Source organism: Methanoculleus sp. UBA374 (genome assembly GCA_002508705.1).
GTDB lineage: Archaea > Halobacteriota > Methanomicrobia > Methanomicrobiales > Methanoculleaceae > Methanoculleus > Methanoculleus palmolei.
Genome location: DAYL01000029.1, coordinates 256,097 through 281,820, shown reverse-complemented (window position 1 = coordinate 281,820; position 25,724 = coordinate 256,097). Strand labels below are relative to the sequence as shown.

The window sequence follows — 25,724 nt, the reverse complement described above, 5'->3', positions numbered from 1 at the left end:
GAGTCCATTACGCCGCGAATGAAACTGCCGAAGAGCAGTAAAAAAGTCATTGCGGTCGGGGAGTTCCCCGCCGAGTACTGGGATATCTATCCCGATCTCACCTGGTATCAGTATTACTACGCGGAGTTCATGCAGGCCCTCCGGGATGAAAAGTATGACCTGGCGGTGATCGGCACCTGCCACAACGAGGCGCTGAAGTTCCGGGACAGGCCCAAAGACCGCACCGTGGTCTGCTACCAGCCATCGGTGTACCTGGATCTCAAGACACGGGAGAAGAAGTTATCCGCAAACCACGATTTTCGAGCGGTCTTTTCAACCATCAGGACGCGACCCTCCGGGACTCCCCTGGGCCCGGCTGGCGGCGCGTTCTCCGGCTACAACAACCGGCTCTGGATCAACACAAAGCACGAGGTCGACGAGCCGTTGTGGCGGGATGGAAACGTCATCTTCTGCGACGGCTGGATCACCCCGCAGGTCCTGCTCCGGGAGAAGTATCTGACCGATGAAGGGCTCCAGGAGGCCTGAAGCATGGGGAGTAACTGCGGTGGCGGTAGCGGTGGCGGCGGCAATCCCCCGGTGGTGAGGCTGGTCGAACCGGCAGGCCCCGGCATCGGCGACCCCGTCGGGGCGGCACGAACGTTCACGGCATCATGCACCCAGTCGGCGACGATGCGGGTGTATCTCAACGGCAACTTAGTGCATACAAGTGCTCCCAGCGTCCAACAGGTGGCCTACACCTTCCCGAGCGGAGCGCTCGGGCAGCACATGGTACGGGTGACCGCAACGAACGCCAGAGGCTCCGGGGAGAACTACTGGACCTGGAACGTGCTTTCGACGCCGCCGGTTATTACTTCCCTTCTGCCCGGGTCCGACTGCCTGATTGATACGGCGGAGAATTTCTTCCAGCGCACCTTTGAGATCAACACCGACATCGCATCCAAGATCCGGGTGTATGTGAACGGCGTCCTCGCGTTTGCGCAGGAAACCTATTCAACGGTAATGTCGTGGATTTTCGACCGCACAACGACCATTGTTAACCCCGACCCCTTTGTCAACATTATCCGTATCATCGTCGAAAACACCAACGGAACAACCGAAAGCATCATCTACTCGATCATTACGCAGGCGCCGGTGACGTCTGCTCCCGTCATCACCGATACCTCTCCTGCCGAGCACACCATTGCCAATATTGCCGGTTCCCCGGGTAGAAGGACCTTCGGAGTAACCGTCGATCAACCGACGACGATAATATTTTCCGTTGACGGGCAGGAAAAGCCCAGATTTAATGCCGTAACCAATGCCATGTGGGAATGTGATTTTTCCGGGTATTCCGCCGGCATCCATAACGTGGTCGTAACTGCGTCTAATTCAAACGGGAGTGACTCGTTCACGTGGTCGTGGAATATCCTGCCACTCGTGATCACGCTTGAAGAGCCCGCAACGCAGTACGTCAATAATTATGACACCTCCTCCAGATTGTTTAGAGCCAGCCTGAACACCCCTGCTCGTCTCACGATGTACTTCGACGACCGGCCGATAGAACGACCGGAATCCGAAGTATCAACGATCTTGCATGAATTCAAAACCGTGCCCCTCGGCAACCACACCATTCGGGTTGTCGCGGAAAAGGACGGGGTCAGCGTTGAAAATTTCTGGAGATGGAATGTCTCGGAATACCCCAGTCAAGATATAATCTATTGTGAATGTCAGCAGTATTCCGGATTGCGTTCGCTTCGAGCGGGCAATGTTCCGCTTACCATCGAGAAATATTTGAATTTCTACAGCAATTCGGAAATGCGGTGCCAGAAAGCACAATTGCCGGATGGAAGCTGGATCTACCTCTTTGCATTGTCAAATGTCGGCCTGGTTATAGATAATGACTCACAGTTGCCTCCTATTGTAATAAATGCAGAAGCTCGTAAGCTCGACATCTATCTAAGTGGTTTCGCCGAGATAGAGTTATCAATTAATGAAATCTCTGGCAATGAACATTTCGTATTATTTTCATCGATTGACAAATATTGTGTGGGAATATCTCCATTAAAAGGGGGAAATCTTGAAAATTATTATAGAGAACGTGCAGACCTTGAGGTTTTAGTAGGATTAGTCGGTTTTCTGCCTTACGTTGGGGCTTTGACAAATTTAGCAGAGTTAATGTCTCCAAAGAATTACCTATCCGAAATAGAATCGATAAATTATTCTTTTGGGTATGAAGCCACAATGGAATCCAATGGAAAATCCCCAGATGGCGGTAAATCGCCTTACGTTGAAAATCAATTCAGGTGGGTGGTGTGGGTACAACCTGAATGTTGCGTGAGATTTAACGTTATGATGAAATTAGTAGAAACTTACGTTGAGAGTCTTGAAATAAGTAAAGATATTCAGATAACAGCAGGGGAGAGCCCTGTTGTACTCTGATAAAATTATGGTCAGGGAACACTTATGAAAGAAGAAACAGATGCTACAGCAAAAGGATTCACTGCACCGGGAAAAGATGAGTCGCCTGATTACCTGCATCTGATCTACCTCTTCTACCGGCACCCGTCGCAGGCGTTCGAGATCGTCAACAGCGGCAAAACAATGCATGGCATTGCGTTCTTCGCCATATTTGTCTTTATTGCGGGTTTTTTGAGCACCAGCATAAGGGGTATTTACCTGGATGTGCTATGGTATGGTTTTAAATCATTATCGGCGTTTCCCATCATTCGTTCCGGGGTTTTAAGCGGCCTGACGACAACGATTGAATTTTTTCTCTTATTTGCGACGGAAGCCGTGGTGCTTCTCGGTCTGCTCTGGATTATGCAGGTGAAGCCCCCCCTGACCCGGACGCTCAGCGTCATTTTCTACAGTTGCGCAATAGCATGCCCCTTCATCCTGATAATGTTAATATTAGATCTGTTCTCCGGGTATGCCCTGCTAAGAAATTCAGGCATAATACTCTACTATTTGTATTTACTGCCTCTGGGGTATCTTGAGTATCTCGGACTCCAGGAGGTAGTGAAAGCGAATCGTCTCCAGATTATAGCTGCAGTAGTCATTGCAATTGTTGTCCACTATCTCCTGTTCGAGCCTGAGATCTATTTCATTGAGAATGTATTAAACGGGATTTTTTGATGCGTATGACTGCCGATAACTGTAACCGTTGCAGGTACCCAGGAGCCCAGTAAAAGAAGCAGGGGTGCAGAATATGATGAAGAAACTATTGTTACTGCTGCTATTACTGGCCGTTTTTTTTAGCTTTTTAAATCAGTATGGGTTTACTCCTGATTATTCTGCGTACTCGATGACGAAGGTTTGCGAACAACTCCCGACCTATAATATCGGCGATCTCAAGGATACAAAAGTCCTGTATTTGTCAAGTACCCCTATTGTACTCGATTATTATAGCAACCAGAAGGTATCGATTCCCTGCAGTGGTATCACTATACCTTCATTTCCTGTGATGGATAGTACCGGGACGAAGGTTGCGTATAGACCGTACTCCGATCCCAATCTATGGATTTATACCACCGAAACCGGTGGAGCTGTACAGATACCACTCGGTTACACCGGCAGTCGGTGGGAGTGGGATCATCATAACATTCCACGTTTCAGCCCGGACGGGGAGCAACTCGGTTATCTTCACAGCATCTCATCTAATAATTATTCACTCTCCGTTGCAGATACCGATGGAAGCTGGAAAAAGGACCTGATGACCGGTATTGCCGATCTCTCGTACTATGACTGGAACCCCGACAACAAAAGAATCGCAATATTGGCCAAAGAAGGGGGTAACGAGAGGTCTTCGATCTATATCGTCGATTCTGCAGATTCGGATATCATCAAAATAAAAGAGAATGTTGAAACAAAGCAGAGTATCCTGGATAGATTGTACCTGTGGAACCCTGTGGGTCTGGATGGATTATGCCAGTGGGACCCTGCGGGTACGAACATAGCCTATATCTCAGCCGGGAATATCTTCACCATTACTGCCGATGGGAGCCAAGAGCGCCAGGTGACCGATGATAGAAACACATTCTTTCTCCAATGGAGCCCAACAGGGGATAAAATTGCTTACCTGACCCGTGACGGGCTCGGTCAGGAATACGAAACCGGACACGTGAAAAAGGGAGAATACAGCAGACTGCACCTGATCAACCCGGATGGAACGGGCCATGAGGAGATCTTTGCAGAGTACACCGAAGGTTATCTCAATGAGCTTCCGTTCACCTGGGCTGAAGATGGAAAAGGGATAATCCTCTTCAATATTGAAGGCGGGTACCTGATGGACCTGGAGAAGCCGGCAGGCTATGAACCGGCTTTAATTGCGCTCGTCGCCCTCGGCGTTGCAATCGTGGCCTGTACGGTATCGATCATCCTTGAATACGACCGGAGGGCGTGACGTGGAGTCCGTCGGCAGGCCATCAATAGTAACCCTCAACGGCAGTCTGATACATATCACGATTCCAGACGTCCGGGAAGTGTCCTATACCTTCCCGAGCGCTCCGTTGGGAGAGCACATGGTCCGGGTGACCGCAGCGAACGCCAAAGGCTCCGGGGAGAACTACTGGACCTAGAACATGGTCTCGACGCCGCCGGTGGTGACACGCATCGCTCCGCACGAACAGGCAATCTCCGACGATTCGCCGGATGCGACCAGAGTGTTTGAGATCGAGGTGGATCAATCCGCCCACATCATCTTCTACCACAACGGGGGTGTAATCTACGACTCCAATGATCAGACCCTGACCTCCTGTTCGGTACCATTTTCGGCGCACAGGTATGGCGTGCATGTCATTACCGTTGTTGCCCAGAACTCAAACGGCCGGGGAACGCTTCACTGGACGTGGACCATCAGAAAGCCCCAACCGTCCCCGAAACCCCCGGAAATAACCCTCATCTGGCTGAATACGACAACCGTCGGTGCATCCTGTTCGGAGCACTTACATCCAAAATATCTACCATCTGAGACAAGGAGGGTGAAACGGCTTTTCATTGGGACTTTCCCGAAGAGAAAAGGGTTCAAGAAACTCGAAGAATTTCGGAGAGTGACAGGCCGCAGGATGCAACGGTTCGTCAGAACCGGATCTTGAGAATTACGAAGAATTTCGAGCAGGCGCGGGAGAAGAACGACGTTCTTCGAAGGGATGTCCGCCTCCCGGGTAGCAGTGTTTTGGGACACCCCACATCCGATTAGCCCCCGGCGAGGGGCGTGAGAAGAGAATCGAAGATCCCGGGCACAAATAAACGTATTTTAGTTAATATTTTCCAAATATTATGTTATTTAGATTAACAAGAGATAAATAGACCGAGGTGCATCACATTATGTACAGTGAAATGAACGATCCCATCGTGCTGACTGTGAATAAGAACCAGGGAAAAATGACCGCTACTTTATCGCTGGAAAAAATACCGGGATGAAGGACAGAGCAGTACCTGCCCCATGCGGGATTTTCCTTCTGCACCTATCTCTTTCCCCTTGCACATCTGGAATATCATGGACATAAGGATTTATTGAAAAACAGAATATTCCCCAATCCTGATAGCGGCGGTGATAGCAGTTATTGTCCACTATATCCTTTCGAACTCGAGGTGCTTTTCACTGCGAATGTATTAAATGGGTTTTTTGCCTGCCTAGGACGGCCGATAGCCGTAAACGTTGCAGATAACCGGGACTCCGGTGCAGAGAACATTTTTTTGAAATTCAAGAGATAGGGAAACAATTCGTCTCTTAGAGTATTGAGGAGGGTATCCTGAAGCAAGGGATAGGGTGGTCGAAGAAGAACTCCTGGCATCATACGCAGCAAAACACAAAAGATAGACATGACCCGGACGAACCACACGACTCATCTTGCCTTCTCCCTGCTTCATCGATCCAGAGCCACGCAGAGTGCCGTCAGAAAAAGTCTCCGCGACTATCTCCGCTTCATCACAGCCGCCCCGGACGCTTCGGATACCGACCTTCTCAAGATCCAGTCCGATTATCTCAAACGATCTCCCGGAGAGGTGTTCGGCGATCTTGTCTCCTACCTCGCTTTTCTTACCCGGGAGAAACACAACTCTCCAAACACCATCCGGCTCAAACTCCACTATACGAGAGCATGGCTGTTGTACAACGATATCCGCCTGAGTCCCAACGATGAAAAAATTCTCAGAAATCTTCAGCCCCGAACCGTTATTGTCACCGAAGAAGCGGAACTCAGCCGGGAAACGATACGGGAGATTGCAGAACATGCCGACCTCCTTACCAGAACACTGATCGTCATTCTCGCAAGTTCGGGAATGCGGATCTCCGAGCTTCTCGGCGTGGTTCCTGAGGATATTGTCCTCGGCGATCCCGGGGAGATTCGCATCCCCCGCGAGAGGATGAAATCCGGAAAAGCCCACACCTACTACTTCTCCCGGGAGGCCGGCGATCATCTCCGGCGGTATCTTCTGGTCCGCGACGAACTATACTCCCTGTCGCGGAAGCGGACCAACATCCGGTTCCGGAAAACGTATGAAGACCGGCGGGTTTTTCCGATCGTTTATGGAACCGCAGCCAACCGGTTTGTCCGGGCGGCAAAGCGGGCGGGAGTTCATGCCAGGTGCAGCGCCGGGAACCGCAGCAAAATTACGTATCATTCCATCAGAAAATGGACCGAGTCCACCATGAAACTCCATATCTCGATTAATCTGGCAAATGAATTCATCGGCCATGACGAAGGGCTCTCCGTACACTACCGCCGCTACAACAGGAAGCAGATGCGGGAAGCGTACAAGATCGTCGAGCCGTATCTGTCAATCTATACCGATATTCCGGAGGATGTCGGGGTGCCTCCCCAGGAAGAGGTTCTCCGGATGCTGGTCAGGCAGCAGGAAGAGATCATGGAGCGACTCGCACAGATTGAGACGATCCTGGCCAACGGAAAGTGATTTGTGTCGTTGGCACTGCAGCGTGAGGTAACTATCATTATCGCACCCTTCGTCTCGCTGTTCGCCAGATCCCTCTCCTCAAACGTTAAGAAGGTGCCTACGATTCCGATGACGGTGAGTGAGCATCGCAAACACCGGATCATACGTGGGAGCCGTTCAGTACCGAGTTCCTCTCGATGAGCGGCCCAAACCGACGAAAGACCTGAAACTTGTCACCAGTTGAAAGACGACGAATAGGACGATGATAACCCCAAAAAGGGGAGGAATTAGACGTAGAAAAGTTTGGTGGTTTAGCCCTGCGGAGTTAATCCATCATCGTATTGTGGCCAGTTGGCCGGAGAGATCAAGTATGCATTTACTGAAAGATGTTACGAGAATGAGCCGAAGGATCATAGCGCGCTCAGGAATGGATCGTGAGGATGCCGTTTCGCCGGTGGTCGGCGTTATGCTGATGCTTGTTGTGACTATTATCATTGCAGCGGTTGTTTCAGCGTTTTCCGGCAGCCTGATTGACGGGACCGATCAAAAGGCCCCGACGCTGACTATGGACATTAAGATCGCAAATACGGGGAGCTGGAGCGGGAGCGGGTTCACCGCGACGGTGACGAGCGTGAGTGCTCCTATTCACACAAAGGACCTGAAGATTGTGACTTCCTGGAAGCCTAACGGCGGTACGGCCGGAGGCAGTACGTCACAGCCTCTGGGGAACAATGTGAACAGCTCGATACGGGTGTCTGAAGACCCCCAGTCCATCGACAGCAATGCGCCGTATGGATACGGTCCCGGGGTGAACGGCACGACCGATGCCCAGAGTCTCAACAACCCGTTTACTCATCCGGATCAGCAGTTCGGCAACTATACGCTTATGCAGGGGACCGGCCTGGTAGCGTTGCCCTATGGTAGTTCTTATGCGATGATTCCTGCGTCGCAAGAACAGGTCGGAGAAGATGATGGCGGGTATGGGGTCAAAGAAGACGCTCCCTACAAGTACATCTATGGCGCCGTGTTTACGAGCGACGCGCTGGACGCAGCCCAGGCGGTGCTCGGAAAAGGATGGGAGAATCTGAGGGTCGGGGATACCGTGAACGTAAAGGTCGTTCATATCCCGACGGGTAAAGTGATTCTCGATAAGAACGTCGCGGTAACGGAGGGATAAAAAGTATGATTCGATTTGAAAAACCTACGGACAGTGCGGTTTCACCCGTCGTCGGCGTGATGCTGATGCTCGTTGTGACCATCATCATCGCGGCGGTTGTTTCGTCGTTTGCAGGCAGTACGGTGAACAGTCAGCAAAAGATCCCGCAGGCGACCATCCAGGCAACGTTCAGCATATCCTCCGGTATGGAGATTACGCATATGGGCGGGGATGCTCTTGCCACGAACGACCTTGTCTTCACCGTCAGGAACAGCCCGGTCTTCGGTCCGAACCTCGAGCAGATCACGGCGCAGACGATAGATAAAGCGCTGATCGAGGACGGCAAGGGCCGGTTGCTGGACTATGGCGGCGGCGCTACGAACTCCACATCGTTTGTATCCGGGGATACACTCTACATCCGTCCGGAGAATATCACGTGTAAGAAACTCCAGCCTCTTCTTGCGCCCGATGATTATTCTTCACACCTCGGAACGGACGGATACACGTATTCCGGGGAAGAAGAATCCTGGAATCTTTGCTTCAAGAACAACGAGAACATCGGCAGAACCTTCTACCTCGATGTCGGCGACAGGAGGGGGAACCTCATCTCCCGGTGCGAGGTCACGATCGCCTCCTGATCCCGGTGGAAATGTGAGAGGATCATACTCTGGAAGGTACGGGTGAAAAAAAGATGAAATTCCGGAACGATACAGCTGTGTCACCGGTGATCGGCGTGATGCTGATGCTCGTCGTGACCATCATCATCGCGGCGGTTGTGAGCGGGTTTGCCGGAGGGCTTGTCGGGGACGGCAGCAAGAATGCCCCGTCCCTCACGATGGATGTGAAGATCACGAACACAGGGACGTGGGCCGGGAGCGGTTTCTCTGCAACGGTTACCGGGGTAAGCGAGGCGATCCCGACAAAGGACCTCCGGATCGTCACGTCCTGGAGGACGAAGATGAAGAACAACCGCGGAACTGCAAACGAGGAACTGAGCGAAGTTTCGAACGGGACCTACATCACCGGCGGCAACGCCTCCGCCGGCGGCGTGGCGAACGTCAATGTGGTGGAGCCGCCGGGCTCGAGTGTGGCCCGAAGCTTTGCACCGTACGGGTTCGGGATTGCGACCGCCAGCAGTGAGAGTTCGGAAAGACCGTATCTCACGGTCGAACGCCAGTTCGGCAATTATACCCTGACGCCGGGAGTGAGCCTGAGCGCAAAGCCGTACGGAAGCAAGCAGGACGGAACCGGGAACGGATACTCCTACGGGTACGGTGTCGTTAACCGCTATGCCTACCCTTATGACGGTGAGGTTGTGGGCGAAGATCCCCGCCGGTATACCGATCCCGCGCAGGCCGTGCTGGGGCATGGATGGGAGCAGCTCCGCTCCGGGGATATTGTCACCGTGAAGGTGATCCACGTCCCCAGCGGAAAGACGATCTGGACCAGGGACGTCGCGGTGACGGAGGGATGACTGTGAAACAACTCCGCGACGATGCCGTTTCGCCGGTCGTCGGTATCATGCTGATGCTGGTCATCACCATCATCATAGCAGCAATCGTCTCCGCGTTTGCAGGAGGCATGGCAACCGGCCAGTCCAAATCGCCGCAGGCGAAGATCACGGGCACGTTCAGCATATCGGACGGCATGACCATCAGCCACGCGGGCGGGGACTCCCTCGCGACGAAAGACCTGGTCTTTACGATACGCGACGGCCCGACGTTCGGGGCAAACCTCGAACACACAACCGAGACCCTGAACATGTCACGGATAATGGTGAGTACAGAGAGAGGCACGGGTCCGATGAAGACAACCTTTGGAGCGTTCTATATGGTCTCGTTCAACCCGGGCGATTCGGTCACGATCGAGCCCGAGGGCTGCACCTGCACCGTTCTTCAACCCGGCGTCGCCCCCACCAACTTTGTGGACTACGTGGACTCCGACGGTTACACCTATACGGGCACGCAAACCGCGGCATGGGCGCTCTGCATCAGGAACCAGGACAGCATAGGGAAGAGTTTCATCCTTGAAGTGAGCGACACGGCAGGACACCTGATCTCAAAGTCCAATGTGTTGATTGCCGCATAACCGTTCATTTCGGAAAAAGGAAGGATAACATGGAATCTAAAGGAAAAATCGGATCATATCCCCCCTTGGGGGATACCGTTCTTCCCGGGGGATGCGATGATGCCGTATCCCCGGTGATCGGCGTAATGCTGATGCTCGTCGTGACCGTCATCATAGCAGCGGTTGTGAGCGGGTTTGCCGGAGGGCTTGTCGGGGGGGAGGGGAGCCAGAAAGTTCCTTCCCTCAGCATGGACGTGTCAATCATCAACTCGGGTACGTTCCGTGGGAGCGGGTTTTCTGCAAAAATTCTCGGTGTGAGCGAGCCGATCCCGACAAAAGACCTCAAGATCGTCACATCGTGGGATACGACTGTGAAGACGAATACGTATGTCATGACCATGTCATCAGAGCAGGAGCCCGGCCGCGGCCTCATCGTCAATCCAGACCAATATCCGATTGGCTCGGTTTACCACGGGGGCGCCGAAATTCTTCCGGGAATCCCCAATTCATACACCAAGCGGACCACCCGGAGCGTCGCACCGTACGGGGTCGGGCCGGGAGTGGGCAACCTCACGGAAAGCGAATGGGGTTGGGGGGGAGCTATACCGCGGCAGGGTACCCTGGGGGGCAAAGATCATATGCTTGACTGGCAGTATTTTGCAGTGACTCATTTCGGAAACTACAGCCTGGAACAGGGCACCGTCATGATAGCTGATACCGCTGGAGGATGTAGAAATAATTGGCCCATCCCCGCGGGCTTGCCAGAGCAGGATGGCATGACAACTGAGTATTACGTAGGGGGCTACGGTCAGCTAAGCAATACGCGGCCGTGGAATCACGTTCTTATGTATCAGTATCAGTCCGATGGGGATAATGCTGTGTACCAAGTGTACACGGGCGACAAGACAACGCCTGCGGAGATTATTGCGGAAGGCGGGCAGGCCGACGGCATGCAGGCCGTGCTCGGCTGCGGGTGGGAGAACCTGCGGGCGGGGGACATCGTGAACGTCAGGGTTGTTCATATCCCGAGCGGGAAGACGATCTTTGATAAGGATGTCGTGGTGAAGGAATCGTAAGGTGTGGTCATGATGAGTAAATGGAACAATGATGCGGTTTCACCGGTGGTCGGCATCATGCTGATGCTGGTCGTCACCATCATCATAGCGACAATCGTCTCCGGCTTTGCGGGGAGTCTCACCGAAAGCCAGTCCAAGACGCCGCAGGCAAAGATTACGGCCACGTTCAGCGTATCCGACGGCATGACGATCAGTCACGCGGGAGGGGAGGCAATTCCCCTCAACGACCTCGTCTTCACCACCTGGAACGGGCCGGGCTTCGGGCCGAATGCACAAAAAGTCACCACACAGCAGTTGAACCTGGACCTTATCACCGATAAGGACGGGCGGGCGGTGTTTTCGACCAGCAGCATCGGCGGCAAATCTTCCTTCAATCCTGGGGATACGCTCTACGTCACCCCGTACAACTCTACCTGCAGTCTTTTCCAACCCGGGACAGCCTCGGCGTTAATTACGGGAGATACCCATTGTAGGCAAGGTGGATCCGGCTGTGGCTGGTGGGATTGGGAAAACTATCCCACGACGTATCCTCAGCCAGGATGCACCAGCAGCTGCAAGGCCTTATGGTACCTCTGTTTCCGGAACCCCGACAACGTCGGCAAGGTCTTCACCCTTCAGGTAGGCGACAGGGCCGGGAACGTCATCTCGACGACCGAGGTGAAGATCACGGCGTAAACACACATCTCCGGTTGGAAGGGTGACGCTCGTCACCCCTTTTGCGATCTTTTGCCCGCAAGGGGAGGATCGGAGAGATGATGCATCTGAATCCGGGCACCTGTGTGGACCCGGTTGAGCGTGCGATGTCCCGGGTCGGCTCCCACGGCAAGAGTATTGTTGGTCGAAAAACATTTGAAATCCTCCAGAGTAACAAGTGATTCTAGCAGTGGTTCAACATGGTTCGAATGCTGAGGAAGAGATGCGGTGTCTTCTGCGTTTTAGTTCTGCTCCTGCTTGTCCCGGCTGTTCATGCTTCTGCCGGAGGTGCCGACGTTTCGCAGGATTATAGCCGGAACCTCTCACCGGAAGAGTTCGCGCAACAGCGGATCGCAACTGCAAACGCTACGGTGAACGTATTTTACAGCAGGTACTGCGGTACGTGCCATAAGGTGTTGCCGTTTATCGAGGAGGTCTCCCGGCAATACCCCGGTGTCGAGGTACACTATTACGACGTATACAACTCATCGGAGAACCTGACACTCTTTTACGAATTTGGAATCCGCTACAACATGCACTACGCGTCATACCCCGTTCTCTTCGCAGGCGAGAGCGTCGTTCTCGAGGGATCGTCCCCGATAAACGAGCATACGGAAGAGGTCTTCCGGTCGCTGGATTCAGGGCTCATTCCCGACAGGGAGTACGAGAAGAGGTGGATATCGGAGCCCTACCCCGGCAACGGTTCCACGCCGCCGGGTCCCGATCCGGGGATAAACGCCTTCCTTGTCGCGGCTGCAGGACTCATCGACGGGATCAACCCCTGTGCATTTGCCGTTCTGGTTTTTCTTCTGGTATCGTTTACGGCTTCACGTTCCAGAAGAGAGATGCTTTTTTCGGGACTGGCCTACGTGTCCGCCGTCTTCCTCTTTTACATCCTGGCAGGGCTCGGCATAATGAGGTTTATCGAGGCCGCCGGACTGACCTATTACTTCTCGATGTTTGCCGGAATCGTAGCCGTTATTGCCGGTTCGATAAGCATCCTGAATGCATTCTCCGACAAATTTCCCGTTTCGCTCTCTATTCCGCGGTCTTCAAAGGGGCTCATGGATACGTTGATGAAGAAAGCATCCATACCTGCGGCCTTCCTGCTGGGTATCGCCGTAGGGGTCTTCGAACTTCCGTGTACCGGGGGGATATACCTTGCGATACTAAGTCTTCTCTCTTCGGAGATGACGTTTTACGAAGGCGTGCCGTTCCTGGTGCTGTACAATGCATTCTTTGTCCTGCCGTTGCTGCTGATCACGGTGGCCGTCTACTCCGGACTTTCGCCTGCCGTGGTGAACGAGTTCAGGGAGAACCACAGGAGAAACCTGAAACTGATCCTCGGCGCGGCTCTCATACTCATAGGAGTGTTCGTCATATGGTGGCAGATGTAGGCGATCTCGGGTGGGGTTTTTCTACAACCGCCCGGGCAAACCTGCAGCCGCCGGCGCTTTATCATATGAATGTCGGCGTTTCAGATCTAAAATTAAGAAAACCATTGAGGGGTATCACACATGGCCCTCACATAAAAAGATGGGGGGCAGCGTGCGACCATAGCGTTCCCGGGCCGGCGACCCGCACCGACACCCTGAACTTTCCGGCGTTGCACGGAAAAAAGCAGAAGCAAAAAGACCAAAGTCACGCCGGCCCGCCTCTCCAGCCGGAACGTCCTCTCATCCATCGTAGTCCCGGTACCAACAGGGAACATCCGTCGCAAAGCCCTCGTGGTCGGCATAGACCCTCCGTATTCTCGTTTCAGATCGCCCGATCTCGTCCAGCGAACCGCATTTAAGGGCGTAATCGTGCGCCCAGAGGAGGTCGGGAACGATCGTCAGGGCGCAATACACCGCATACTTCTTCCAGAACCGGGAGGGGACCGACCCTTCGTGATATCCGTCGATCTGGCCCACGGAGAACGGAATACTGACAGCGCGGGTGAAGAAAGCCGTCTTCAGAAAGTCATGGACGGGATCGCCCCAGTCATACCGATTAAAATCGATGATCCCGTTCAGCCGCCCGTCGCGAACGATCAGGTTTGCCGGATGGTAATCGCCGTGGAGGAACGTCCTGCCGGCGCCATGGATGCAGGAGATGTTCTCCCGAATATACCGGGAGAGGTGCGTCCGGTCGATTCCCGGAAGGTTGAGGCCCTGTGCATCGAACGCGGCAGCCTTGCGGGCATATTTTGCGCTGACGGCTTCGGACCAGTCCGGTAAACCTGCCGGGGCCGGCATCGCGTGCAGCCTCTTCAGCTCCTTCCCGGCCAGCACGCCGAGCCGGTACTGGTCCTGCGCTGCCAGCCCGTCCAGTGCAGTCTCCCCGCCGGTCCCCTCCATGAAATCCAGCAGCATGAAGCACAGGCTCCCATCGTCGGAAGTGCCGAACGCATGTGCGCCGGGGACGAGGGTAGTGCCCTACGAAACAACTGGTCATCTGAGATTCTATCCTGGTGTTCCCGCCTGCATGCAATCAGGGCACGGTTTTCCAGAGGATAGACTGCTCCCGCCCCTAGAGGGGCGGGGGAGGAGTGCTGAAAGCGCGGGTGCGGTGGGGTTGATGAGGGGGAGAGACGTTTGCGCGAGACAGGGGGGCCTTCCTCTCCCCGCAAGCCGCCACGGTCCACGGCATAAGGATATGCTTGAAAGAGTTGGTCGAACTCAAGGACAGGCCGGATCCGGCACCAACCGCGTCAAGGAAGAGCGAAAACCGGAATAGGGTTTTATCGAAGCCCGATAATGAGAATCTTCAGTCGAATCAGCCGAGATTGATTATCAGTTATATGCTGGAGCACTACCGCGTGAAGAGTCTATGATGGTGACGCCGGCTTTCTGAATAAAATTGTACCAGCGAGAGGCGATAACGGTCTGCCTCCCGCCGCTTCATCGAGATCAACCTTATCGTATCCGGACCCTTGGTGCAACTCTCTCCCTTACCTGATTATACAGATCGATGCGCGCGGAGTGGCGAAGAGTGACCACTACTGAGTAGCTTTGCCTGAACTCCTCGTCGTCTACCCATTTTCCCCGACACAAGACCTCAAGAACCAGGGGTTTTGTTACGTCAATCCCCGGTGCGCTCGTATAGACTCGTGTGCCCTTTTGGTGGATGCTTTTTGAGCGGAGAGTCGTTTTAGGGTACAGCACTATTTCTGGAATCTTACCGCTATCCCCGTTACCTTCCGGCTCTTCGTCATTCGCCGGCTCTGAGAACACATCCTCGGAAGAGCGATCGGCGATAACCTCGATATCCGTATTCTTATACAAAGAAAATTCCATCCGTGTCCCCATATACTCCATACGTGTTCTCCTGACAGGCGGGTTGTATACGAGTGTTACAGAGATCTCGCGCTCTCCTTGCATATCGACGAACGTACCGGGGAGGTAAAAGTAGTAATAATGAACACCCCTGGCTTTTATCGTATTTTCTGCAAAAAGGAGCACGTTATTCGAATTGGAATCTTCAGCATAAGCGAGATCTGGTTGACCAAAGCCATAGATGTTGTAGATCGGTTCAGCTTCTCTTGTCGAAACCCCCTGCACATTAATGTCCAGAGATTCCGGCCGATCACCGGGGATACGGGCAGAAGCGAGTAAGAACGCCTTGATCGTGTTTGAGGTATAGCCGGGATATCTCTTGCACAACCGGGCCAGGTAGTTGGCGACTTTCGGAGCAGAAAGGCTGGTCCCACATTCCGTAGTGAGCAGACTACTCTCTTCCATCCACCGTGGGTTCACCACAAAGATACCTGTCTGTGCATCCTCCATGTGATAAGGTGTTTGCACGTTGTACGGCCGCATTCCTCCCGCTTCAACGAGTTCTGGCTTGATCATCCCGTTCAAACCGGGTCCTGCTCGCGTGAACGGAGATGGATAGCCTTGGTGCGGAGTAAGAATCGCCTCGGCCTTATCTGAGACGTAATCCTGTGTTATAGATCCGACGGTCAGGGCGTATACAGACGATGCCGGATCTACAATCCTGCACCTCTCGCCATCTTCGTAGAGGTAATGAGGGTATTTGTCCGGGAAATCCATCTCATCGTTATTCCCGGTTGCAATAACGAACATAAGACCGTGCTCATGAGCCAGCTCGTCGATAAACGATGCCAGCATCGATTGCTGCTTTACCCCGGATATACACAACGCGGGATCGCCAAACGAGATGTTCACTACACGCACGTTATCGTATCGTCCTGTGAATGACCAGAGCGCCTGGAGAATTTGATTTTCGAGAAGATGCTCCTCATCATAGCTTGCAACTATAACTCCAGTCTCCGGGTCTTTTACCCCATGCATCACCTTCGCTGACAGTATCCACACAGGCGGGTGAAAACACCTCATGTCGGCGCATTCTTTGATATCACCATACAGCGCGACACCTGCAACCATGGTGCCATGACCCACGTCATCTGTCCCGTCATATCCTGAAAACAGACTTATGGCATCTCCAACACCATTTTTGAGGAGAGGATGGCCCGATAATATACCGCTGTCAAGGACAACGATCGCCGGATCTCCCGGGTCGGGAGGAGAGCCGGTATCGACCTCACTCAACGATACGCGGAGTTCGCCTGGACGAAAGGAGGTGGGGCGGGGCGGTCGATCGACGCAGCTCACCTCGGGGAAGGACAGCAACTCATCGAGCATTTCCTCGCCTATCTTCACCCGCATGAGGCAGAAACTTTGTGTGATGATATGATCGGTGACCTCCCCGCCTTTTTCATTGAGTAACTTCTCAATTCCCTTGAGAACATCCTTTAGCCGGGGGGTTTCCATCCTCCAGAGTTCGACATCGAGATACGCAACCTCGTCATCGAGCAGCGGCCTCTCGGCCAACCTCTCGCCTATCTTATCCTCTGGGGGAATCGGTTCAAACGACTCTACAACGTTAAAAAAAGTCTTGTTCTTAGATTCTTGACCATATCGAGCAAGTTTTTCGGTTATTTTTTCCAAATCTCCCTTCTCCGCCAGAGACACTCTGTAACGGAGACCACCATCTTTTGCAGGAGAGGGGGAGATGTACTGGATATCACAACGATTCAGGAACTCGCTCAGTTCCTCCTCACTGATCTCAGATCGGAGCTCAATTCTAAATATCAGGTTAGGATCAAAATACTCTGAGAACTGTGCCTTCCTCTTCTGATGCTCGTTCTGCATCTCATTTAAATTATAAACCTGAACTTCAGCAAAACCCTCTTTTTCCTCACGATCAGGACGGGGAGGTCCCCCTCCTCTCCTTCTCGCCAGCGTACGCTCCCCCTCATGCAATGGTAACCGAAGATGTTCTGGCATGAACTATACCTTCTCTTGAACTGAAACAATTTCTTTCTGCCTTAGTATTGCTTCTTCAATGTCTTCCTTTGAAACCCTTTTCCTTTTACTCAGCAGTGCTTTTTTCATTGCTCGAATGGTCACTTGTTCAATATCAGCACCCGAGAAACCCTTGCTGTTGTCTGCAAATATATCATATGCTACTACAGGATCGACAGGGATTACACTCAGTTTCTTCTCGTATAAGCGTGCCCTTAACTGTTTATCCGGCAATTCAAACTGGATAATATCGTCAAACCGCCGCCAGATCCCCTTATCTAATAATTGGGGATGATTTGTAGCGGCAATGAGTACACTGTCGCCTTGATAATCTTCAAGCATTAACATGAAATTATTGACTACGCGTTTAATCTCTCCATGCTCACTTGGGTCGTCACGTTTTTTGCCGATAATATCAAACTCATCAAAAAGTACAACCCACTTCCCTTTATCTATATAATCGAAAATTTTTCTTATGTTGGCGGCGGTCTCACCCAAAAATGAAGAAACAACCGATTCAAATTTTACGACTATCAGCGGGTAGCCAATGGCTGAGCATAGAACTTTTGCACAGAGTGTTTTCCCCGTTCCCGGAGGTCCATAAAATAACAGTTTGCTTCTGGGTTTTAATCCATAGTTGGATAATAAATCTCGATTCTTAATCTCAAGCGGGATCTCCCGAAGTTTTTCTTCTAACTCTGTGGAAACAATCAGATCCGACCAATCACTAAATGGTCGCTTAACTTCCAGTAACTGGAATCCTTTTTCATTATCGCGGGGGATGGGCAGCGTGCGATATGGGAGGGTAGTTTGGTGTACCGACTGATTATTGATAATTGTCCTTAGTTTCGCCGCTACGAGGTGGTGGTTCAATTGTTCTTCATGCTCAATTATGCTCTGAGCTGCTTGATGAAATAACGCCTCATTTTTCGTAACAAAGGCCTGAAACAGCGTTTCAATATCGTCAGAGTTCATTTCGTCTCGACCTGATCCGGCTATCTAAGCGGGTGAACCGAACATTCTGTCTATTAAATGATGTGAATGGGTTTAATAATTATATATCTATCTTAATGCGAAGAGGGCCGGTCGTGCTCACTTGCACTGCGACCTGGTGGTGTGCAACCCCTAACGTATGAACTCCCATTGTAATGGATACTCGTACAACGACTTCAACGGATGTCAACGTCGGGATAAGATTCCCCACTTGCGTCGGTGTAAGATTCCCCGATTTCATCGAAACAGCATTCCGACACGAGTGGGGGAAAGTAAACCGACGTTGAAACCGCCTGATGGCCTCGAACTCCGCCTGCTTATGCGGCAGGACCTCCGGGTCGGAGAGCGAGGCGATCCTGAGCAGGTACCGTCTCGCATCACCGCAGGAGAGGAGATACTTCCGTTCGAACGAGAACCCCTTCGGGATGCTCCGGACGGTGGTATATCTCGTCAGCGCCCTGACCTGCGCTTCTATCTTCTCAAAGGCTTCACATTCATCCACCATCCGTATCCGATCCTGAACACTTCATATTCTCCGGAAGGGCTTCGGACCTCCAGACATCTATATAGGTTTGAAAAAAGGTGTTATTGTTTCCTTCTAAGAAGGACCGCAGCGCCCAGGCCGGCAAGCAATCCGGCCATCGGAGCGGAAGCCTGCTGTGTCGGCTCTTCGCCCGCGTAGATCACCGTCCCGTTCCCATCAGGGACGGACCCGGCATACTCGAACGCACCGTAGCCTTCGCCGAAGAGGAGCGGCGCACCTTCAGGCTGCGCCAGATACGCTTCTCCGGAGAGCCCAAGTGTCCGGCCGGCCGGGATCTCGAACGTCCCGCCGGGGAGCAGCGTTGCATTCTGCGTGAGGATCGCGTCTTCGCGGAGGATGTAATGCCCTCCAACGGATGCGAACACCACCGCGTTTCCGCCGGAGATCGTCGTGACGTTTTTGTTGTATGCAAAGTTGTCCGCTCTGCCGCTCTCATCTTCGCGAATGAAAACGACGGCGTCGCCGGAGATCTTCACGGTCCCGAACTTGGAGTCGATGCCGTAGTTTCTGGCCGCGGCCCCGCTCGAGTTTACGACAACCTGTCCGCCGGAGATGATGACGCCGTCGTCTGTGCTTTCGGTCTCCACATTGCCGCCGTCGAGGCCAAAGGTGTTGCTGCCGCCGCGCTGGTAGGTGTTTACGAGGCCGCCGGAGATGTTGATGAAGCGTAGGGCGTAGATCCCTTTGTTCTTGTGGCTTGCGGTCTCGACGGTCGTGAATACCGATCCGCCGGAGATCGTGACGTTGCCCGACTCCGCACAGATTCCGAAGGCATTGCTTCTGCCGCTGCTGTTCTCGCCGTGGACGGTTATATCGATGCGTCCGCTCTCGATTGTGATGGAAGGGGCCTTGATCCCGTAGAGGAACTCTTCATCGCTGTCCACGATGATGGTGAGCGTTCTGCCCGCCGGACTTCTGATCGTTACCGGAGCCGTAGATTCGATGCCGACATTGCAGTTGCTGGAGATAGTGACGTCATCCTCGATCTCGATGATGAGTTCGTCCTCTCCATCGTAGCGGATGCCGCCTTTGAACTGTTCGATGGAGGCGGCGTTGAGAACATACTCCATTGCGGACACAGTAGACGTGATGAGGAAGCTGTACAGGAAGGCGATCATCATCATCCTGCGGAACGGTGGCCTGCAACTGTAGCGTCGTTTCTCTCTTACCATGGTAGAATGGTATGGATCTTCGATTACATCAACGTATACAATTTTCATTAACAAAAAGGATTTGTAAAGTAAAATTATTTAATGTGCGTTGACAATGAGAAAGTTCACAAATGAAGGGCGGCATGGGAGGTCGCCGGAAAATTCAACCTGTTCCGGTTATCAGGGTATTTCCGGCTGATCTGAGGGTGATCCTCTGTTGCACGGCTCTGCAGTTCTCTCCCGACAAGGGCGCTTCCCTGGCAGTCTCAGGGGAACGCTAGGACAGCGAACGTATGCCGTGGTCGCTGCTTGAGAGGCGGGGGCGTGCATCCCAAAAAAAGGTTGGGTTGGTAGTTGAGTAGTTATGCCGTGAGAACGGCGTATGCCTTCCCGATGGTGGTGCCGGAATCCCCATCAATCAACTGGATAGCGTAGGTCTTTCCGATAAAGCTCGGATTCGGCACATACATCCCGGTTCCTTCATACCCGTCAAATTCCCCAAACGCATCGGTAAATCCCTGCGTAAGTTTCTTTGCAGGATAGAGAAGACTTGTTCCAGGGGTAAATGTAGACGTGCTGCCCATTCCAACTCTGTAGTAGTTGCTGTCGCCGACACAGACGTCGAAATTCACGTTCTTGCCGGGAGTGGCGCCGAGACACGTTATGGTAAGACCGTCCGCCACACTCAGGTCTGCATTGAAGGTGACCGTCGGTGTGGTATCTTTTGTCGTACCCAGCCCTCCCGCAAAGGAGGAGACTACCGCGGCGATGATGATGGTTACGACGAGCATCAGCATGATGCCGATGACCGGCGATACCGCTGCATCCCGTGATTCTTCTCTCGCATTCATCGTTATGCCTCCTTCACCGTAACGGTTTTCGTAAACATGCTCTGGCCCGACGGGGTATGGACAATCGTCACGGTGACGCGGTCACCGGGAGATACGGTGATACCTCCATTACCATCGCCGTCGCTGTTGTACACGATCGTCTGTCCGAACTTCCATTTAGTATCAGTGGCTTCTACCCAGAATTGCTGCGCTGCTTCATATACGCCATTCTTCTCGGTTGCAAACCCTTTTCCTGCTAGGAACTCACCAAGACTCTTATCTGTAATCTTCTGCCCCGATTTGATTGAAAGGACAGCAGTATTGTTTTTATCTCCCCCACCTGCAGTCACGGTCTCGCCAAATACTTCCTTCCACTGGTCATCGGTTAGATCGAGAAACTCGCTTTTTGTGTATGAAAGTTTACTGAAACCGGCAGGAAGCGGTACCCCAAGAACATCTACAAATGCATGAGTAGAGGCGCTCATTCTTGAGCCGGTTTTCAGGGTATAATTTCCAAACCACTGTATCGAATTGCTTGCATTTGCTGCATAATTTCCTGATATTTTGGAGTTATTACTAGCGATCGTAACGTTTTCGTTGTCGTGGAAACCTGTTCCGTTGATTGTACCGTCCTCGCCCTTTACAGGCCGTTCTACGATGTTAAATCCGAACGGTACTGTTGATGTTCCCGGCACCAGTTTTCGCATCTGCCCAGTTTTCGAAAGAACAATCGCGATGTCTTTGGAGGAGACCTCCTCGGAGATCGACCGTACTGTGAGGTCGATACTATCATCCGTCAGGCTGACATCAAAGCTCGCCGACGGGGCGGGCTCCTGCGAGGTCACCAGACCGCCCGCAAACCCGCTCACCACGGCCGCGATAATGATAGTTACCACCAGCATCAGCATGACGCCGATGACCGGTGAAACCGCATCATCCCTTCGTTTAATGGTTGTTCCATTTTTCATCAAATCACCTCTGTATTCCCCGGGGTAAGAGAAGCCCTGGAGATATGCATGGGTGTGCATCCAACGTATATAAATCAATATTATTTTGTTTACTTATTGATCAAGTTAAATAAATTATATTGACAACAGGGTGCAGCCGAAATACCCTCACGTCCATCCTGGGGTACTGTCCGCCAGGCGTATGGTTAAAGTCCGAGATAGTGTCGTACCTCCTCGAACCCGACAAAATCCCCGGGCCGCAACTACCGGAGCGGAGGCCCGGGATCTCCCGGAGAGTCCGGAACCGGATGCCTGCACCGCGGGAAAACGCCCCGGATCGTTTTTTCTCTTCGAATCGACAGGACCCCGCCGCAGTAGAGGAAAGATCGGCCTGAACCGAACCGCGCCTTATCCGGAGGGAGGCAGCCGGGAGAGGGGGGCACCCGCCGCACCTAGCGATGCAGCGGTCGGATCGGGGCTCTCGAATCTACCCGATCCCGCCCCGCATGTAAATCACAATAAATATACAAACAGTTAAAGTTAAATGCTTTAACTTAAACTACTAGTATGATGTCACCTCTCAGTGGTGCATCACAGATAATGAGATCCAAAAAACCTCTTCGCCAAGGTAACATCTCCGGGCACCTGCAATTCCTGGATCAAACGGAGCCACCCCGGGGCAACGTGCCATACCCCGGGAAGGGGCGAGCGGGGGTGCCGTCCTCGCCCCGCCCCTTGCTGTTTCTCCCAGGATGCACGCCCGGCCCCGGTGCCTCCCGCGTGAAACCGGAGGACCTCGCCTCGTACCGCCCCTTCTTCCGCCTTCCCATGATGAGACACCGAAAGGGTAAGACCGGTCTCTCCGTTTTGAGACCGGCGGTGATGAACGGTGCACCCGGGACGACGCCGCGTCCGACGGGGACGCTCCGTCACCCCTCCCGGAAAAGAGAGGAACGAGCACCGGGCCCCGTTCACGGAAGAACAGATCACCTACTTCTCCCACCAGATATGGGCCGTTCGCGAACGGCCCGGGACAACATACTCGGAACCGTCCGGAACCGCCCGCTCAAGGAGAAACGCATCGACAATCTCTCGCTGCCAGTCCTCCTTTACGGAGAGATGATTGTAATAGTCCTCTCTCAGTTCTTCGAGTCCGGCATAGCGCTGGGTTCTGTCCCGCGTCTCAACATGCACGTTCGCGTAAATACCCAGTTGACAGAGAGCATTCCATAAAATATCGGCGTCCGCTTCGCCGCAGTACGGCTCCCCGTGCAGTAGCGGCCAGAGTTCAGCGTTTCCTCCCGAAGCAAACGGAGGAGAAAAGAACCAGTACAGGTGCACCGCGTGCTCCGCCGCCGCATCCATCTTCAAGAGACTGTCGCGGATGTCGCCCATGACAAGGGACCGGGAGGCAACAACAACGTCGTGCACCCCCGCATCCGCCGGATCGACGTCCTCCCAGCAACTGCGGATTTCACGGATCGGGGGAGCATTCACCAGCCGGCGGTAATTATCCATCGCCGCACCCATAGGAGCCGACGGCTCTACAACCGTAACCCTGCAGCCCATAAGTGCAAGAGGGACTGCAAGGGTCCCGGGACCCGCGCCGATATCCAGAACCGACGAACCCGGCGCGATCCGCATCTCGGCAATCTGATTCTCAATACGGGACCGGTCTCCCGAGATGACCTTACGGACAAACCGGTCGACCACATCCTGATCCGACCAGAACTTCCCGCGGCCTTCGCCCATTCTCTCTTTTTGTGCAAGAGAACGGGCATGCTGTTCGTCCCACAGGCGGACGTAGTCGATTGCGGCACCTGGCGTGCCGGGATTTTCGCAACACATACTACCTAAGAGAAAGTTCCAAAAATTAATCAAACTTGCTTATTATTCCAGAAAGATCACTCAAAATATGTTTACTAAAACAGAGGTCGGGGAATAGTTACTTCTCCCACCGGATATGGGCCGTCTTCGAAACTCCCGGAATACAGAACCCTGTCTCTGTCCGCACGACTCTCTCGTGCACGAATGCGGCAACGATCTCCCGCTGGCGGTCGTCGCGGGCATAAAGACGCCGGCAGTAGTCGGCAACAATCTCCTCCTCCGTCGGGTAGCGCTGCCCTTTGTCCACATGCTCGACCGTTACATCCGGGTAAATCCCGAGTTGACACAGGCAGTTCCAGAGGAGATCCGCCGTCGGTCCGGCAGTAAACTCGCTTCCGTGAAGCTTCGGCCAGAGACAGAAGTTCGCTCTGGTCCATGCAGGCGGCGTCAGAAACCAGAACAGATGCACCGACCGCTTCGCCGCCGAGTCTATCTTCAGAAGGGAAGGGCCGATATCGTCCAGCGCAAGGGAGAACGAAGCGACGACGACATCGTGCACCCCCACCTCCAGAGGGTCCGCATCCTCCCACCGGGAAGGGATCTCGCGGATCTCCGGGGCGCCGGTCATCTCCCGGTAATCCTTCATCGCGGCCCGCATCCCGGCGGACGGCTCCACGACCGTAACCCTGCAGCCCGCAAGAGCAAGGGGGACGGCAAGCGTCCCGGGACCGGCCCCGATGTCGAGCACCGTAGACCCTGCCGGGATCTGCATCGCCGCAATCTGGCCCTCGATGCGCGACCGGTCCCCGTTCATCAGCCGGTCCACAAACCGACCGATGTTCTCTGGATCTTCCCAGAAATTTCTGCCGTCGTTCCAGAGCTGTTTCTGGCGGTTCGCCGCCTCCTGCTGCTCATTCCAGAGCGAGATGTAGTCAACCGCCATGCCGCTGTCCCTCACCGGTTGCGTCCCCTCCCGGCAACAACCGCCGCTGCGGCGAGACCGGCAAGAACGCCGAACAGCGGGGCCGGAGCCTCCGTCGTCGCGGTTGCCTGCGCTGCCGCGGAGGTCTGTGCCGCTGCGGCCGCCCCTGTCGGCGCGGATGCCGGCGCGGGTTTTGCATAAACCATCAGGTCGTTCAGTTCCGCATCCGTCAGATCGTATCTGAAGAACAGCGAGTAGAACTCTTTGACGCGATCGTCGATATCGTAGTCGAACACATCCGGATACATCAGGTTGCCGAGCCAGATCATCGACAGCAGCCGCTGAATCGACGGCGGCCCCCCCATCCAGCTGTACGGACCGTAAGGCGCCTCATAGACGTTTCCGTTCCTGACCGCGGAGAGAGACTGCCACATCGGGTCGGACATGATCTTGTTGTAGTAGGCGTGCCCGTCGACGTACCCCACGATAACGTAGTCGGGATTCATCTGAAGGATGTCCTCCATCGTGTAGCCGTCGCCCGTCCCGGAGCTCGTCGTCGCAGGTTTGGCGAGGTTGTTGCCGACATAATCGATAACCTCGGCATGATACGACCCTTCTCCTATCATGGACACGGAATTGCCGTCAACGGCGGTTACATAGATCAGGGACTTCTTATCATCGCCGATCTCCTTCATACCGGAATCAAACTCGGCAAGAAGCGCGGAGACATAGTCGGAAAGCTCCTGACCGCGTTCCGGGCGGGAGAGAAGTTCGCCGAGTTTCACATACGAAGCGGGAATATCTTCGAGTTTGTTCTGGGTGACAAATGCAAATACAACCCCGGTTTTTGCCTGCATATCATCGAGATCCGCCTTCATGGTCTGCTTGGCCTCCCCGATATCCAGAACCACATCGATGTTGAGCTGCTTGTTCAGCTCCATGATCGACTCCGGATTCATGGTCGAAGCCTTGGAGCCGTAGAACTGACCGGTGACAGGAAGCGTCAGAAGCCGGGGATCGATGTACTTTGCCTGGGCGCCGGTGAACTCACTGGAGACGCTCACGAAGAGGTCCTGATCGAGCGAGTAGAGCACGATCTGGGCCAGAGGGCCGGACGGCGAAACCGCGTCTATCGTAACCGGCAGGGTGATCTCCCGGCCGACATCGTCGACAAAGGTCCGGGTATCCTCTTCTTCGGCAGCGGCGCTGCAGAATGCGACGGCGGTGCCGGAGAGGAGAACGAGGACCATGAGTATTTTCGCAACTGTCTTCACACACGCACCTCCCGAAACGGGAATGATATATACTATGATCAGGGTGCGACAGTATTAAAGAC

21 protein-coding genes and 2 pseudogenes are annotated in these 25,724 nt (G+C 53.6%); 13 read left to right on the top strand and 10 right to left on the bottom strand.

The window, feature by feature from the left end:
• The 13 genes and pseudogenes from BRA42_RS10060 to BRA42_RS10000 all read left to right on the top strand — a co-directional run.
• Positions 1–525 (top strand): annotated as a pseudogene (locus tag BRA42_RS10060) (hypothetical protein); the annotation flags it as partial.
• A gap of 3 nt (positions 526–528) precedes the next feature.
• Positions 529–2,418, top strand: a complete 1,890-nt coding sequence (locus BRA42_RS10055; protein WP_342772148.1) for a hypothetical protein — start codon at positions 529–531, stop codon at positions 2,416–2,418.
• Between the two features lie 24 nt (positions 2,419–2,442).
• The gene (locus BRA42_RS10050; protein ID WP_292410305.1) at positions 2,443–3,114 is read left to right on the top strand and encodes a hypothetical protein; all 672 of its coding nucleotides are present in this window, start codon (positions 2,443–2,445) and stop codon (positions 3,112–3,114) included.
• A gap of 73 nt (positions 3,115–3,187) precedes the next feature.
• Entirely contained in the window at positions 3,188–4,381 is a 1,194-nt protein-coding gene (locus tag BRA42_RS10045) for a TolB family protein (protein WP_292410307.1), read from the top strand.
• A 178-nt stretch (positions 4,382–4,559) separates the two neighbouring features.
• Positions 4,560–5,072: a hypothetical protein gene (locus BRA42_RS10040; protein ID WP_292410311.1), complete on the top strand. Its 513-nt coding sequence runs from the start codon at positions 4,560–4,562 to the stop codon at positions 5,070–5,072.
• 730 nt (positions 5,073–5,802) lie between these two features.
• A complete protein-coding gene (locus BRA42_RS10035; RefSeq protein WP_342772147.1) occupies positions 5,803–6,894 on the top strand; it encodes a tyrosine-type recombinase/integrase in 1,092 nt (363 codons plus the stop codon).
• Between the two features lie 406 nt (positions 6,895–7,300).
• Complete coding sequence (locus BRA42_RS10030) at positions 7,301–8,050, top strand: type IV pilin (RefSeq protein ID WP_342772146.1); 750 nt, start codon at positions 7,301–7,303, stop codon at positions 8,048–8,050.
• A 5-nt stretch (positions 8,051–8,055) separates the two neighbouring features.
• Positions 8,056–8,667 carry a type IV pilin N-terminal domain-containing protein gene (locus BRA42_RS10025; protein WP_342772145.1) on the top strand — a complete coding sequence of 204 codons (612 nt, stop codon included), beginning with the start codon at positions 8,056–8,058 and terminating at the stop codon, positions 8,665–8,667.
• 53 nt (positions 8,668–8,720) lie between these two features.
• Positions 8,721–9,503, top strand: a complete 783-nt coding sequence (locus BRA42_RS10020) for a type IV pilin N-terminal domain-containing protein (RefSeq protein ID WP_342772144.1) — start codon at positions 8,721–8,723, stop codon at positions 9,501–9,503.
• Positions 9,504–9,505: 2 nt separating this feature from the next.
• Positions 9,506–10,117 carry a type IV pilin N-terminal domain-containing protein gene (locus BRA42_RS10015; protein ID WP_394339249.1) on the top strand — a complete coding sequence of 204 codons (612 nt, stop codon included), beginning with the start codon at positions 9,506–9,508 and terminating at the stop codon, positions 10,115–10,117.
• A 125-nt stretch (positions 10,118–10,242) separates the two neighbouring features.
• Positions 10,243–11,172 carry a type IV pilin gene (locus tag BRA42_RS10010; RefSeq protein WP_394339248.1) on the top strand — a complete coding sequence of 310 codons (930 nt, stop codon included), beginning with the start codon at positions 10,243–10,245 and terminating at the stop codon, positions 11,170–11,172.
• Positions 11,173–11,181: 9 nt separating this feature from the next.
• Positions 11,182–11,847 (top strand): type IV pilin N-terminal domain-containing protein, encoded by a 666-nt coding sequence (locus BRA42_RS10005; protein WP_342772141.1) that lies wholly within the window; start codon positions 11,182–11,184, stop codon positions 11,845–11,847.
• Positions 11,848–12,065: 218 nt separating this feature from the next.
• Positions 12,066–13,262 (top strand): GAP family protein, encoded by a 1,197-nt coding sequence (locus BRA42_RS10000; RefSeq protein ID WP_342772140.1) that lies wholly within the window; start codon positions 12,066–12,068, stop codon positions 13,260–13,262.
• Between the two features lie 279 nt (positions 13,263–13,541).
• Here BRA42_RS10000 and BRA42_RS09995 read toward each other — a convergent pair.
• The 10 genes and pseudogenes from BRA42_RS09995 to BRA42_RS09950 form a co-directional block, all read right to left on the bottom strand.
• Positions 13,542–14,258: pseudogene (locus tag BRA42_RS09995) on the bottom strand (aminoglycoside phosphotransferase family protein); the annotation flags it as partial.
• 504 nt (positions 14,259–14,762) lie between these two features.
• Complete coding sequence (locus BRA42_RS09990; protein WP_342772139.1) at positions 14,763–17,156, bottom strand: S8 family peptidase; 2,394 nt, start codon at positions 17,154–17,156, stop codon at positions 14,763–14,765.
• A 3-nt stretch (positions 17,157–17,159) separates the two neighbouring features.
• Entirely contained in the window at positions 17,160–18,149 is a 990-nt protein-coding gene (locus BRA42_RS09985; RefSeq protein ID WP_342772138.1) for an ATP-binding protein, read from the bottom strand.
• A gap of 79 nt (positions 18,150–18,228) precedes the next feature.
• On the bottom strand, positions 18,229–18,672 hold the full coding sequence (locus tag BRA42_RS09980) for a hypothetical protein (protein ID WP_342772137.1): 444 nt from the start codon (positions 18,670–18,672) through the stop codon (positions 18,229–18,231).
• Between the two features lie 80 nt (positions 18,673–18,752).
• Positions 18,753–19,883, bottom strand: coding sequence for a hypothetical protein (locus tag BRA42_RS09975; protein WP_342772136.1), 1,131 nt, complete (start codon positions 19,881–19,883; stop codon positions 18,753–18,755).
• 341 nt (positions 19,884–20,224) lie between these two features.
• Positions 20,225–20,713 carry a type IV pilin N-terminal domain-containing protein gene (locus BRA42_RS09970; RefSeq protein ID WP_342772135.1) on the bottom strand — a complete coding sequence of 163 codons (489 nt, stop codon included), beginning with the start codon at positions 20,711–20,713 and terminating at the stop codon, positions 20,225–20,227.
• A gap of 2 nt (positions 20,714–20,715) precedes the next feature.
• On the bottom strand, positions 20,716–21,720 hold the full coding sequence (locus tag BRA42_RS09965; RefSeq protein WP_342772134.1) for a type IV pilin N-terminal domain-containing protein: 1,005 nt from the start codon (positions 21,718–21,720) through the stop codon (positions 20,716–20,718).
• Between the two features lie 909 nt (positions 21,721–22,629).
• The gene (locus BRA42_RS09960) at positions 22,630–23,487 is read right to left on the bottom strand and encodes a class I SAM-dependent methyltransferase (RefSeq protein ID WP_342771822.1); all 858 of its coding nucleotides are present in this window, start codon (positions 23,485–23,487) and stop codon (positions 22,630–22,632) included.
• Between the two features lie 97 nt (positions 23,488–23,584).
• Complete coding sequence (locus tag BRA42_RS09955) at positions 23,585–24,409, bottom strand: class I SAM-dependent methyltransferase (protein WP_292407730.1); 825 nt, start codon at positions 24,407–24,409, stop codon at positions 23,585–23,587.
• Between the two features lie 11 nt (positions 24,410–24,420).
• Positions 24,421–25,662, bottom strand: coding sequence for an ABC transporter substrate-binding protein (locus BRA42_RS09950; protein WP_342771821.1), 1,242 nt, complete (start codon positions 25,660–25,662; stop codon positions 24,421–24,423).
• Positions 25,663–25,724: the final 62 nt, after the last annotated feature.